Source organism: Streptomyces sp. MAR4 CNX-425, assembly GCF_048656465.1.
GTDB lineage: Bacteria > Actinomycetota > Actinomycetes > Streptomycetales > Streptomycetaceae > Streptomyces.
In genome coordinates this window covers 54,993-67,223 of record NZ_JBMDLF010000018.1, presented here as the reverse complement: position 1 = coordinate 67,223, position 12,231 = coordinate 54,993, and the positions used below count along the sequence as shown (strand labels likewise).

Genomic DNA, 12,231 nt, shown 5'->3' with positions numbered 1-12,231 from the left:
CAGCGAGCGCAGCGGCAGGCCGTTGTCGCCGCCGCCGAACTGGAGGAAGAAGTCGCCGTGGAAGCCGGCCGGGACGGCGGTCGCGGGGTCGCCCCACTCGGACAGCAGCACGGCCCGCGGGTGCGCGGCGTCCAGCCAGCCGCGCAGCTCGGTCCACAGCTTCGCCGTCTCGGCGTGCCCGGGGTCGTCCTTGACCAGGGACGCGGCCAGGTCGACGCGGAAGCCGGCCAGGCCCAGGGCCAGCCAGTGGTCCATGATCTCGCGCAGCGCCCGCCGGTTGGCGCGCGGGCCCTCCGCGTCGACCGGCAGGCGCCACGGCTCGCCGGCGTCCGTGCGCGCGTAGCCGAAGTTGAGGGCCGGCTGGGCGGCGAAGAAGTTCGGCTTGTACCAGCCGGGGCGGCTGCCCGGGGAGGGCTGGAAGCCCGGCGGGCGCGGCCCCTCGGGGGCCCAGATGTAGCGGTGGTCGCCGGGGTCGCCGGCGGCGGCGGTGAACCAGGGGTGGCGGTCGGAGGTGTGGCCCGCGACCAGGTCGAGCAGCACCCGGATGCCGCGCCGGCCGGCGCTGTCGACGAGCGCGGCCAGGTCGTCGTTCGTGCCGTAGCGGGGGGCGACGCTCAGGAAGTCGGCGACGTCGTAGCCGGCGTCCTGGAACGGTGAGGTGAAGCAGGGGTTGAGCCAGACGGTGTTGACGCCCAGCCAGGCCAGGTGGTCCAGCTTCTGCTCGATGCCGGCGAGGTCGCCGACGCCGTCGCCGTCGGAGTCGGCGAAGCTCTGCGGGTAGATCTGGTACAGGACGGCGTCGGCCAGCCAGGCCGGAGGGGGAGCGGTCACGCGGCCGCCCCCTCGGGCAGCCGGCCGTCCGGGGTGTCGCCGACGTCGCGTTGCAGCGCCTCCAGCCGGTCGGTGAGGTCGCGTACGACGGGGGCGTACCGCGGATCGTGGTAGCGGTTGTGCAGCTCGTGCGGGTCCGTCGTGAGGTCGAACAGCTCCCAGGCGGGCGGGCGCGGGGTGTCCTCGGCGCCGTCGGCGCCGGAGCCGTGGCCGGGGTAGCGGATCAGCTTGTGCGTCGCCGTGCGGATGCCGTAGCTGGCCTGGACGTGGTGGCAGACGTCCAGGTGCATGTAGTAGCGGTAGTAGACGGCGTCCCGCCGGCGGTCGGGCTCCTCGCCGCGCAGCAGCGGCACGAGCGACTCACCCTGCATCCGCGGGTGGGGGGCGACGCCGGCCAGGTCCAGCAGGGTGGGGGCGAAGTCGACGTTCGCCACCAGCTCCCGGCGGCGCGTCCCCGGGGCCGTCCGGCCCGGCCAGCGGACGACGAGGGGGATGCGCATGCCCTCCTCGTACATGAAGCGCTTGTCGAACCAGCCGTGCTCGCCGAGGAAGAAGCCGTGGTCGGAGGTGTACGCGACGGCCGTCCCGGCGTCCAGGCCGCTGACGTCGAGGTAGTGCAGGACGCGGCCGACGTTCTCGTCGAGGGCCGCGATGACCCGCAGGTAGTCCTTGATGTAGCGCTGGTAGCGCCACTCGCGCTCCGCGCGCGGCGGCATCCCCGGCGGCACCGGTACGCCCTTGAGGTCCTCGGCGGTGAGGTCCTCCATGGTCATCGCGGCCTCGCGGGCGGCGGGGGCGCGGCCGGCCAGGTCGTCGTGGAGGGTGGGCGGCGCGGGGATGTCCTCGTGCTCGTACAGCCGGGCGTGCCGCGGCGCGGGCTCGAACGCCCGGTGCGGCGCCTTGTGCTGGACGAGAAGGCAGAACGGTTTCTCCGGATCCCGCCTGTCCAGCCAGTTCAGCGCCAGGTCGGTGATGATGTCGGTGACGTAGCCGGGGTAGGTCCTGCGGCCCTCAGCGGTCAGGAATTCGGGGTCGTGGTAGACGCCGTGCTCCGGCAGGATCTCCCAGTAGTCGAAGCCCTCGGGGTCGTGGCCGGGGCCGTGGCCGAGGTGCCACTTGCCGACGATGGCCGTCTGGTAGCCGGCTTCCTGGAGCATGCGGGGGAACGACGGCTGGGTCGCGTCGAACCTGTGGGTGGGGCCTTCGAGCGAGGTCATGCCGTTGACGTGGCTGTAGGTGCCGGTCAGCAGGGTGGCGCGGGCCGGGGAGCAGATGGCGTTGGTGCAGAAGGCGTTCTCGAAGACGGTGCCTTCGGCGGCGAGGCGGTCGACCGCCGGAGTCCTGTTGAGCACGCTGCCGTAGGCGCCGATGGCGGCCGGGGCGTGGTCGTCGGTCATGAAGAGGATGATGTTCGGGCGCCGGGGCGCGGCCATGCTGGTGAACCTCCGTGGTGCGGGGCGGGCGCGGGTGTCTCAGCCGATCGTGAGCGTGCAGCGGGCGTCGGTCAGGGAGCTGGTGCCGGCGTACACGTCGATCCGGCCCGGCTCGACGACATACTGTCCGGCCGGGTCGTTGGTCCAGAAGCCGAGGTCCTCGGCGCCGAGGGTGAAGCGCGCGGTGCGCTTCTCCCCGGGGCCGAGGGTGACGCGGGCGAAGCCGCGCAGCCGGCGCACGGGTTGCGCGATGCTCGCCACCGGGTCGTGCACGTAGAGCTGGACGACCTCGTCGCCCGCGCGGTCGCCGGTGTTGGCGACCTCGACCTCGATGCCGACGCGCTCGCCCCGCGCCAGCGCCCCGGCGGTGACCGTGTCCCGGTCGGGGCGGGGCGGGCCGGTGCGGAAGCGGGTGTAGCTGAGGCCGTGGCCGAAGGGGAACTGCGGCCCGTCGGCGAGGTCGAGGTACTTCGAGGTGTACTTCTCGTCCGGGTCGTACGGGCGGCCGGTGCTCTCCCGGTTGTAGTAGAGGGGGAGCTGGCCGACCGAGCGGGGGAAGGTCACCGGCAGCTTGCCGCCGGGGTTGACCGCGCCGAACAGCACGTCGGCGACGGCGTTCCCGGCCTCGATGCCGGGGTGCCACGCCTCCAGCAGGGCCGGGACGCCGTCGGCCCAGTCGCCGATCGTCAGCGGCCGTCCGTTGACGAGGACGACCGCGAACGGCTTGCCGGTGGCCGCCACCGCGGCGATCAGCTCGCGCTGCCCGGCGGGCAGGGAGATGTCGCTGCGCGCGGCGGCCTCGCCGCTCAGCCGGGGGTCCTCGCCGACCACGACGACGGTGGCCTCGGCGGCGCCGGCCGCGGCGGCGGCCCGCGCGGGGTCGGCGCCGGCGTGGGTGACCGCCGCGCCGGTGGCGGCGGCACGTACGGCGTCGAGGACGCTGACCGAGGGGAACCGCCGGCAGCCGGGGCCGGCCCAGGTGCCGTGCAGGTCGGTGGAGTCCGCGAACGGCCCGACGACGGCGACGGAGCCGAGGCCGCGGTCCAGCGGCAGGACGCCGTCGTTCTTCATCAGCACCATGGAGCGGGCGGCGGTCTCCCGCGCCGCGGCGCGCGCCGCGGGCGTCGGCGCGTCGACGGCGGCGCCCGCGTCGGTGTACGGGCTCTCGAAGAGGCCCACCGCGAACTTCAGGTGCAGCACGCGCGCGACCGCGTCGTCGATCCGGTCCTCGCTGATGAGCCCGGCCGCGAGCAGCTGCGCGCCGTGGCCGGCGATGCGGGTGCTGACCATCTCCATGTCGACGCCTGCGGCCAGGGCCAGCCGTCCCGCGTCGGCGCCGTCCTCGGCGTACCCGTGCGCGATCAGCTCCTCGACGCCGGTGTAGTCGCTGACGACGAGCCCGCCGAAGCCCCACTCCTCCTTGAGGACGCCGGTGAGGATGCGCGGGTTGCCGTGCGCGGGGACGCCGCTGACGGTGTTGAAGGCCGCCATGACGGTGGCCACCCCGGCGTCCACGGCCGCCTTGAACGGCGGCAGGTAGTGGTTGCGCAGCCGCTGCTCCGAGACGTCCACGGTGTTGTAGTCGCGCCCTCCTTCGGCGCCGCCGTACGCGACGAAGTGCTTGGCGCAGGCCGCGAGGCTGTCGTCGGCGGCGAGGCCGCCGCGGTCGCCGCCCTGGTAGCCGCGGACCTTGGCGGCCGCGAGCACGCCGCCGAGGTACGGGTCCTCGCCGGAGCTCTCGGCGATCCGCCCCCAGCGGGGCTCGTGGGTGACGTCCATCATCGGCGAGAAGGTCCAGCGCACCCCGTTGGAGCGGGCCTCCCTCGCCGACACCCGGGCGTCGCGCTCGGCGACCGCCGGGTCGAACGCGGCGGCCTGGGCCAGCGGTATGGGAAAGGTGGTCCAGAAGCCGTGGACGACGTCCTGGGCGAACAGCAGCGGGATGCCCAGCCGGGACTCCTCCACGGCCATGCGCTGGAGCGCGTTGGTGTGTTCCACCCCGTGCAGGTTGAGTACGGAGCCGAGCAGGCCGGCCCGGGCCGCGCGCTCGACCTCCTCCGTCTGGCCGCCGCCGGGGCCGGTCGCCCCGGTCCAGGTCAGCTGCTGGAGCTGGCCCAGCTTCTCCTCGACGGTCATCCTGCCGAGCAGGTCTTTGACCTTGTCTTCGTGCGGTCCGAGCATGTGAATACGTGGTCCTCTTGCCTTGGTCGCGCCGCCGCGGCGGGCCGCCGGCGATGTGAGCGCATACATACGGATGGTGCGTGTTCCCCCGCGGGCCCGCGCCCCTGGCGCGGGGCGCCGCAGACCCGCGGGGCCCGTCAGCCCCGGCGCACGGTGGACTCCCGCCGTACGACGTGCCCCGGAGCGCCGGGGGCGGCGACCGGCCGGGCGCTCATATCCCGAAGTCCTCCGCGGCCAGCAGCGGCTTGAGGCGGCGGCGGAAGCCGCCGGTGCGGAACGGCCGCTGCAACAGGCCGGGTTGGAGCACCTGGGCGAGGGCCGCGGCGGTCATCCCCTGGTCCAGGGAGAGCATCCGGTCGCTGACCGTGCCCGTGCCGACGTTGACGGAGTCGTAGAAGCCGTAGCCGTCCTCGTACGCGTCGAAGTCGCGGGCGATGCGCCGGAGGTTGTCGTAGGCGTACCGCGGCGTGACCATGAGCGCCATCGCGGCGGCGTGCGGGGTGACGACGCCGTTGGTGTAGGCGTCGGCCTCCGGCTCCTGGGGGTACGGGAAGTAGGTCTTGTCGGTGTTGGAGTGACCACCCTCGGGCGAGATGCCGCAGTACTGCACGGCGTAGGACGAGTAGCCGCCCTCGGGAATGTTGCAGGGCGAGAAGCCCCAGTAGCCGTATTCCGCCTCGTACAGGCCGTGCTCGCGGTGGACGAGCGCGTGTCCGGTGATGTTCGTGCGCCAGGTGCGGTTCCACCGGGCGGAGGGCACGAACAGCTCCGGCATCAGCGGGCCGAAGAGGGTGCCGTTCCAGTTGGGGATGTAGGAGTGGCCGCGGTGGGTGTAGTGGCCGTTGAAGTACGTGACCCCGTCGCGGCGGGCCCAGTCGCCGCCCGGCGGCATCTCCTGCGTCGCGCCGGGCTCCAGGGTGCGCAGCATGTGCCAGTAGTGCTGCCGGGGCACGGTGCCGTCGGAGATGCCGAGGTAGCTGGAGATGCGGGTCTCCGCCATGAGCGCGCCGTAGAAGTTGGGGGTCAGCGCGTCGTCGGCGACGCGGAAGCCGGTGGACATGTGGCCGGGGCGGGCGGCGGGGTCGGCCGGGTCGTAGGGGACGTACATGAAGGACCAGTCGATGTCCGCGCGGAGCCTGCGGATGCGCCCGCGCAGGAGCGGGTCCGCGTCCTCGGCGATGCGCAGGGCGACGTCCAGCCAGCCGTTGTCGACGGTGGAGAGCAGGTGGTTGACGGGGGCGCCGCTGCCGGGCCACTCGTCGAGCACCTCGCCGGTGAAGGTGTGGTACCAGTTGAACCAGAATCCGTGGAGCCGCTCCATCCGCTCGACGGTGGCCACGGTGCGCGCCAGGCGCGCGTGCATCTCGCGCTCGCCGATGACGCCGAGGCCGGCGGCGGCCACGGTGGACCAGATCCAGCAGCCGATGTTGGTGACCGAGGTGTTCTCGGTCAGGACCGGTTCCCGGCCGCTGAGGTCGATGTTGTCGGCGGGCAGCCCGTTGTCGGCGACCATCGCCTCCAGCGAGCGGTACGTGTCCTCGAACCAGCCGGTGAGCACGGCCTCCGGGGCCTGCGCGGGGCGCGCGGCGGCGTGCCCGGCTCCGGCGCCGAGCGTGGCGGCTCCGGCGGTGGCGGCCGTGGCCGCGAGGAAGGTGCGGCGTTCCATGAGCGATCCAACTCCCTTGGCAGCGGGTGTCCGTGTGCGGGAAGGCACCGCGGTGCGGTGGTCGGGGGCGGTCTGCGGGCGGCGGGGCGTACGGGACCGCGGGGTGTCAGGGTGCCCGCGGTCCCGTACGGTCCGGGGGGCGGCGGCTACTTCAGGCCCGCCGTGGCGATGCTCTGGGTGAAGAACCTCTGCAGCAGGATGAAGACGACGAGCACCGGCAGCACCACCAGGAAGGCCCCGGCCATGAGCACGCCGTTGGAGCCGTCGGCCTTGGTGGGGTCGGTGGCGAAGGTGGCGAGCGCCACGGGCAGCGTGTACTTGTCGGCGTCGTTCGTCGCGACCAGCGGCCACAGGAAGTTGTTCCACGAGCCCAGGAACACGAAGATCGACAGGGTCGCGAGCGCCGGCTTGACCTGCGGGATCACGATGCGCCAGAAGATGTACCACTCGCGGGCGCCGTCTACCCGGGCGGCCTCCAGCAGTTCGTCGGGGATGCTCGACATGAACTGCCGCATCAGGAAGACGCCGAAGGCTCCGGCGGCGAACGGCAGGATCAGCGCCGCGTAGGTGTCGATGAGGCCCAGCTTGCTCATCATCACGAACTTCGGCATGAGCATGAGGTTGCCGGGCACCATCAGGGCGGCCATCACGACGCCGAACACCAGCTTCTTGCCGGCGAAGTTCAGTTTGGCCAGCGCGTACCCGAGCATCGAGCAGAACAGCAGGTTGCACAGGGTCACGGCGACCGCGACCACGGTCGAGTTGAAGAAGTAGAGCGGCGCGTCCAGCAGGTCCAGCAGCGTGCGGAAGTTGTCGAGCGTCCACTCCCGGGGGATCCACCGGGGCGGGCTGGCGGACAGCTCCTCCTCCGTCTTGAACGCGGACAGGGCCATCCACAGGAACGGTGCCGCCATGGCCAGCAGTCCGAGGCCGAGGAGCACGTAGGTCGCGGCCCTGCGCCGCCGGATCCGGGCGTCGCGCTTCGCGTAGCCGCGGTGCGGTGCGGTCGTGGCGCTCATTTCGTCTTGTCCTTCAGCAGCCTCAGCTGGAGCAGCGTGACGGCGAGAATGATCACGAACAGCGTGTACGCCATCGCGCTGGCGTAGCCCATGTGGAAGAAGTTGAACCCTTCGCGGTACATGTACAGCGAGACGGTCAGGGTGCTGTCCGAGGGGCCGCCGTCGGTCATCACGAACGGCTCCTCGAAGACGTTGAGGAAGCCGATGCTGGTCATGACGGCCACGTAGAGCATGGTGGGCCGCAGCAGCGGCAGCGTGATCCGGCGGAACTCCTGGAAGGCCCCCGCCCCGTCGATCCGCGCGGCCTCGCGCACTTCCGCCGGGACGGACTGGAGCCCGGCGAGGAAGAGCACCATCGCGGTGCCCATGTTGCGCCAGACGGCCATCACGATCAGCGAGGGCATGGCGAGGGTCTCGGACGCCAGGAAGTCCGGGGCGGTCAGCCCCACCTGGGCCGCCAGCCCGGCGATCAGGCCCTCGGTCGGGTCGAGCACGAAGCGCCAGACGACGGCGACCGCGACGATGGCGGTGACCACCGGGGCGTAGAAGCCGACCCGGAAGAAGGTGCGCAGCCGGTCGATGCCGGAGTTCAGCAGCACCGCGGCCACGAGCCCGCCGCCGATGGTGAGCGGCACGCCGAGGACGACGAAGTAGCCGGTGTTGAAAAGCGCCTGCCGGAACTGCTCGTCGCCGAACAGCTTGCTGTAGTTGTCCAGGCCGGTGAAGCTGACCGACAGCGGGTCGGTGACGTTGCGGAGCCCGAAGTCGGTGAAGCTCATCAGGAGCGTGGCGACGATCGGGAACGCCATGAAGGTGAAGAAGAACGCCAGGAACGGGGTGGAGAACAGCCAGCCGGAGAGGTTGTGCCGGGACAGCCGGTCGCGGCGCAGGGCCGCCCGGGGCGGCGGCTTGCCGCCGGCTCCGGCCGGGCCGCCCGCCCGGGGCGCCCGCCGGCCGGCGACGCCGGGTTCGACGGTGGAGGAGGTCATGGCTCAGCCCGCCATGTCCTCGGTCTTCTCCTGGAGCTCCCGGGCCAGTTCGGCGGGGTCGCCGCCCTTGCCCAGCTCCTCCAGGGTGACGTCGATCTCGTGGGCGATCTCCTCCCAGCGCGCCAGCGGCGGAATCGTGCCGGCGGTGTCCAGGGACTTCTGGAAGACCTCCACGTCGGCGTTCCGGAGCGCCGGCTCGTCCCAGGCGGCCAGGTTGGCCGGCAGCGACTTCGCCATCTCATACCAGTCGGCCTGGGTCTCGGCGTCCGTGAGGAACGCGGTGAACTCCTGCGCCGCCGCCTTGTGCGCGCTGTCGCTGAAGGTGACGAGGGAGGCGCCGCCGACGATGGAGGCGGGCTTGTCGCCGGCCGGCAGCGGTACGACGTCCCACTTGCCCTTCAGGTGCGGGGCCTGGTCCGCGATGTTCCGGACCATCCACGGGCCGGAGGCGAACATCGGCACCCGGTCCGCCCCGAAGTCCTTGATCACGTCGTAGCCGGGGGCGGCGGCGGTGCTCTTGGCCAGGCCCTTGTCGAAGTACTTCTGGTATTCGGTGAAGGACTCGACGGCCTCGGGGGAGTCGAGGGCGAGGTTGCCGTCGCCGTCCAGCAGCGAGCCGCCCGCGGAGAAGAAGTACGGCATCCAGTTCTGCCAGGCGCCGTCGCCGCCGGCCGGGAGCGAGAAGGCCCACTTGGTGCCGTCCAGCTCCTGGTACGCCTCGGCGAGGGCGAGCTGGTCGGCCCAGGTCTCGGGCGCCTCGTCGACGCCGGCCTGGGCGGCCAGGTCGGTGCGGTAGTACAGCGCCCGGGTGTCGACGTACCACGGGACGCCGTAGACCTCGCCGTCCCGCTCGTTGCCCTCCCAGGCGGCGGGGAAGAAGTCGCCGGCGGAGAAGACGCCGGTGTCGACCGGTTCGAGGACGCCGAGCTCGATGAACTCGCCCATCCAGGTGGAGCCGAGCTGCGCCATGTCCGGCAGCTTGCCCGCGGCCGCGGCGGAGACCAGCTTCTGGTGGGCGACGTCCCAGCCGATGGGGGTCACCTTGATCTCGACGTTCGGGTGCTTCTCGTTGAACTTCTCCGCCACGCTCTCGATGCGGGCACCCTCCTCCCCCATGGCCCAGACGGTGAGGGTCTGCTCGGCGTCGGCGCCCACCTCGCCGCCCCCGCCGTCGCCGCAAGCGGCCAGTCCGAGCGCTGAGACGACGGCGAGGGCGGTGGCGATCCGGACTCTGCGGGCCATGAGGGCTCCTATCACGTGCACACGCGGGTTTGTAAGCGCATACATGACCCTGCGGGACGCGCGTGGTGTGCCGCAAGGGTCGACTCAGTAACGCTTCAATAACGGAGCGGGAATCCGGTGGACGCCCCGTCGCATGTGCCGTCCGGCTCTCAGGCGGGGCAGCCGCAGCTCGCCCGGCGGACCAGGACCGTGGGCAGGGTGCGGGACACGGCGGGCAGCCCGCGGTCCGCCAGCCTGGCCAGCAGCACCTCCACCGCCTCCTCGCCCAGGCGGCCCATCGGCTGCCGGACCGTGGTGAGCGACGGGCTGACCGCCCCGCTCAGCGGGATCCCGTCGAAACCCGTGACCACCATGTCCCCCGGCACGGCGATCGACCGCTCGGCCAGCGCCTGCAGAGCGCCCGCGGCCATCTGGTCGTTGGCGCACACCAGGCCCCGCGGGCGCGGCCCGTCCCGGTCCAGCAGCTCCGCCACCGCCTTGCGCCCCGCGGCCAGCGTCAGGTCTCCCCGCGTGTCCGGCTGCTCCGGCAGCTCCAGCCCCGCTTCCAGCAGCGCCGCCTGGAACCCGCGGAACCTGGCCTGCGCGTCCGGGGAGTCCTCGGGCCCGCCGAGGAAGGCGAGCCGGTCGAGCCCGTGATCGGTGAGCAGGTGGCGGGTGAGGGTCAGCTGGCCGTCGAAGTTGGCCACCTCGACCCGGTCGAGCCCGGCGTGCCGCTGCCCGGCCAGCACCACGAGGGGCAGCCGGCGCGCGACGATGTCCAGCTCCGCGGCGGGCCACTGCTGGGCGAGCAGCGCCAGCCCGTCGACGCGGCCGGCGATCTCCGCCATCGACTCCCCGGCCCGGTCGGCGGCCGAGGCCGAGATCAGCAGGGCGTAGCCGCGCCGCCGGGCGGCCCGCTCCATGCCCCGGATCACCTCGTCGCCGTACAGGCTCAGCTCCGCGTCCGGGGGGCCGGCGGAGTCGTCGGCGGCGGGCTCGGCGAAGTCGGGAAAGCACAGCCCGAGCACCCCGGTGACCCGGCTGGCCAGCCCCCGCGCGCTCGCACTCGGCACGTACCCCAGCTCCCGGGCGGCGGACAGGACCTTCTCCCGGGTCTCCGCACGCACGGTGTCCGGGCTGCGGTACACACGTGACACCGTCGCGATGGACACGCCGACATGCTCGGCGACGTCGTACACGGTGGGACTGCCCATGGAGTCTCTATCCTCGGCCCGCGGACTGGTCGGATGGAAGCGCATTCAGGATAGCGCAGCCGCCCGGTGGCCCCGAGCGGAATCAACCCCGGAACCGGTGGGTGCCGGGGCCGGCCCGCTCGGCCGTGCCGCTGCCGGGCAGCCACACCTCGGCGGTGGTGCTGGGCGGGACGGTGTCGACGACGTCGGCGCGCCGGCGGTCGCGATGAACCTGCACACCGAAGGCGCCGTCGACCTCGTCGGGTTCGGCGTCAACGCGGACAGCGAGTGGGGCGTGCGCTGCGCCTCGGTGTTCCGCCACGTCTACGGCCTCGACTTCCCCGTCGGCGTGCGCGGCGGCATCCTCGACGAGCCGGACCGCCGCGACTACGTGCACGCCCGGGCCGGCCGAGCTGGGACCCGCTGACCGTCTACGCGGCCGCGTACCCGCACACCCGCCTGATCGGCTGGAGCGAACCGGGCCGGGTCACCGTGGCCGCCGACGGGACGAACCACCGGCCGCCGGACCCGGCCGGCCGGCACCGGTACGCCGTCCCCCGGGCGGGCCGGGAGGAGACCGCGGCGGTGCTGGACGGCATCCTCCGCCTCCCGCCCCTGGTCTCCGCCGAACGCGCCGCCGAGGTCCGGGCGATGACCCGCGCCTGGACATCGCTGCCCCGGAACGAGAGGTGGGCCCGCCGGTGACCCCGCCACGCACCCGCCGCCCGGCCGCAGGCCCACCGGGAGAGGCGGTGAGCGGCTCGTGATCGCCGTCGTCGGCAGCCTCAACCTCGACGCCGTGACCCGGGTGCCCCGGCACCCCGTCCCCGGCGAGACGGTCCTCGGCGGCGACACCTCCCACTACCCGGGCGGCAAGGGCGCCAACCAGGCGACGGCCGCCGCCCGGCTGGGCGGCGAGGCCGCCCTCGTCGGCCGGGTCGGAGCGGACGAGGCGGCGCGGATCCTGCTGGACGCGGCCCGGCGGGAGGGCGTCGGTACCGGCCACGTCACACCCACGCCGGGAGCGCGGACCGGCCGCGCCCTGATCACCGTGGACCGGGCCGGTGAGAACGCCATCGTGGTCAGCCCCGGCGCCAACGCCCGCGTCACGGCGGCCGGCTGCGAAGCCGCCGCGGCCGTGCCGGCCCCGGCCGCCGTCGTCCTTCTGCAACAGGAGGTGCCCGACGCGGCCAATCACGCCGCGGCCCGACTGGCCGCCTCCGGCACGGTCGTCTACAACCCGGCCCCGGCCACCCCCGGCGCCGTCTTCGCCGCCCGGCGCCGACGTGCTCGTCCCCAACCGTACGGAACTGGGCGCCCTCGCCGGCACGCCCGTACCCGGGTCGCTGGACGAGGTCGCGTCGGCGGCCCGGAAGCTCGCCCGTACGGGCGCGGTGGTCGTCAACCTGGGCGCGGAGGGGGCGCTCGTCCTGGACGGCCCCACGCTGATGCACATCCCCGTCTTCCCGGTACGGCCGGTGGGCACCACGGCCGCTGGCGACGCGTTCTGCGCCGCCCTCGCGGTCGCCCTGGCCGAGGGCCGCCCCCTGCCCGACGCCGCCCGCCGGGCCTGCGCGGCGGCGGCCCTCGCCACGACCCGCAGCGGCGCGCAGCCGTCGTTGCCGCGCCGGGACGACGCCGACGCGCTCTTCAACCGGTCCGCGTGACCGGCGCGTTGGCGACGGGCGCTGTTCACGC

Annotated in this window: 12 protein-coding genes and 1 pseudogene; 4 read left to right on the top strand and 9 right to left on the bottom strand. The window is 73.4% G+C overall.

What is annotated here, in order from left to right; all coding sequences use genetic code 11:
• The 9 genes from ACHZ99_RS32440 to ACHZ99_RS32400 form a co-directional block, all read right to left on the bottom strand.
• Nucleotides 1-831: alpha-amylase family glycosyl hydrolase (locus tag ACHZ99_RS32440; protein WP_420308416.1), on the bottom strand; the 831-nt coding region annotated here is incomplete at its 3' end.
• Nucleotides 828-2,264: a sulfatase gene (locus ACHZ99_RS32435; RefSeq protein ID WP_420308415.1), complete on the bottom strand. Its 1,437-nt coding sequence runs from the start codon at nt 2,262-2,264 to the stop codon at nt 828-830. The genes ACHZ99_RS32435 and ACHZ99_RS32440, both read right to left, overlap by 4 nt.
• A gap of 39 nt (nt 2,265-2,303) precedes the next feature.
• On the bottom strand, nt 2,304-4,445 hold the full coding sequence (locus ACHZ99_RS32430; protein WP_420308414.1) for a glycoside hydrolase family 3 N-terminal domain-containing protein: 2,142 nt from the start codon (nt 4,443-4,445) through the stop codon (nt 2,304-2,306).
• Between the two features lie 211 nt (nt 4,446-4,656).
• On the bottom strand, nt 4,657-6,111 hold the full coding sequence (locus ACHZ99_RS32425) for a glucoamylase family protein (RefSeq protein WP_420308413.1): 1,455 nt from the start codon (nt 6,109-6,111) through the stop codon (nt 4,657-4,659).
• 146 nt (nt 6,112-6,257) lie between these two features.
• Complete coding sequence (locus ACHZ99_RS32420; RefSeq protein WP_420308412.1) at nt 6,258-7,130, bottom strand: carbohydrate ABC transporter permease; 873 nt, start codon at nt 7,128-7,130, stop codon at nt 6,258-6,260.
• A complete protein-coding gene (locus tag ACHZ99_RS32415; RefSeq protein WP_420308411.1) occupies nt 7,127-8,119 on the bottom strand; it encodes a carbohydrate ABC transporter permease in 993 nt (330 codons plus the stop codon). The genes ACHZ99_RS32420 and ACHZ99_RS32415 overlap by 4 nt, the downstream gene beginning before the upstream one ends.
• A 3-nt stretch (nt 8,120-8,122) precedes the next feature.
• Nucleotides 8,123-9,361 carry a sugar ABC transporter substrate-binding protein gene (locus ACHZ99_RS32410; RefSeq protein WP_420308410.1) on the bottom strand — a complete coding sequence of 413 codons (1,239 nt, stop codon included), beginning with the start codon at nt 9,359-9,361 and terminating at the stop codon, nt 8,123-8,125.
• Nucleotides 9,362-9,510: 149 nt separating this feature from the next.
• Nucleotides 9,511-10,554 carry a LacI family DNA-binding transcriptional regulator gene (locus tag ACHZ99_RS32405; protein ID WP_420308409.1) on the bottom strand — a complete coding sequence of 348 codons (1,044 nt, stop codon included), beginning with the start codon at nt 10,552-10,554 and terminating at the stop codon, nt 9,511-9,513.
• Nucleotides 10,555-10,636: 82 nt separating this feature from the next.
• Nucleotides 10,637-10,771, bottom strand: coding sequence for a hypothetical protein (locus ACHZ99_RS32400; RefSeq protein ID WP_420308408.1), 135 nt, complete (start codon nt 10,769-10,771; stop codon nt 10,637-10,639).
• On the opposite strand from ACHZ99_RS32400, the gene ACHZ99_RS32395 reads away from it, so the two are divergent.
• From ACHZ99_RS32395 to ACHZ99_RS32380, 4 genes and pseudogenes are all read left to right on the top strand, one after another.
• Nucleotides 10,760-10,960: a hypothetical protein gene (locus ACHZ99_RS32395; RefSeq protein WP_420308407.1), complete on the top strand. Its 201-nt coding sequence runs from the start codon at nt 10,760-10,762 to the stop codon at nt 10,958-10,960. The two genes, ACHZ99_RS32400 and ACHZ99_RS32395, sit on opposite strands and share 12 nt — an antisense overlap.
• Before the next feature lie 65 nt (nt 10,961-11,025).
• Complete coding sequence (locus ACHZ99_RS32390; RefSeq protein WP_420308406.1) at nt 11,026-11,238, top strand: hypothetical protein; 213 nt, start codon at nt 11,026-11,028, stop codon at nt 11,236-11,238.
• A 58-nt stretch (nt 11,239-11,296) separates the two neighbouring features.
• Nucleotides 11,297-11,725 (top strand): annotated as a pseudogene (locus tag ACHZ99_RS32385) (PfkB family carbohydrate kinase); the annotation flags it as partial.
• A 94-nt stretch (nt 11,726-11,819) separates the two neighbouring features.
• Nucleotides 11,820-12,200: a PfkB family carbohydrate kinase gene (locus tag ACHZ99_RS32380; RefSeq protein WP_420308405.1), complete on the top strand. Its 381-nt coding sequence runs from the start codon at nt 11,820-11,822 to the stop codon at nt 12,198-12,200.
• Nucleotides 12,201-12,231: the final 31 nt, after the last annotated feature.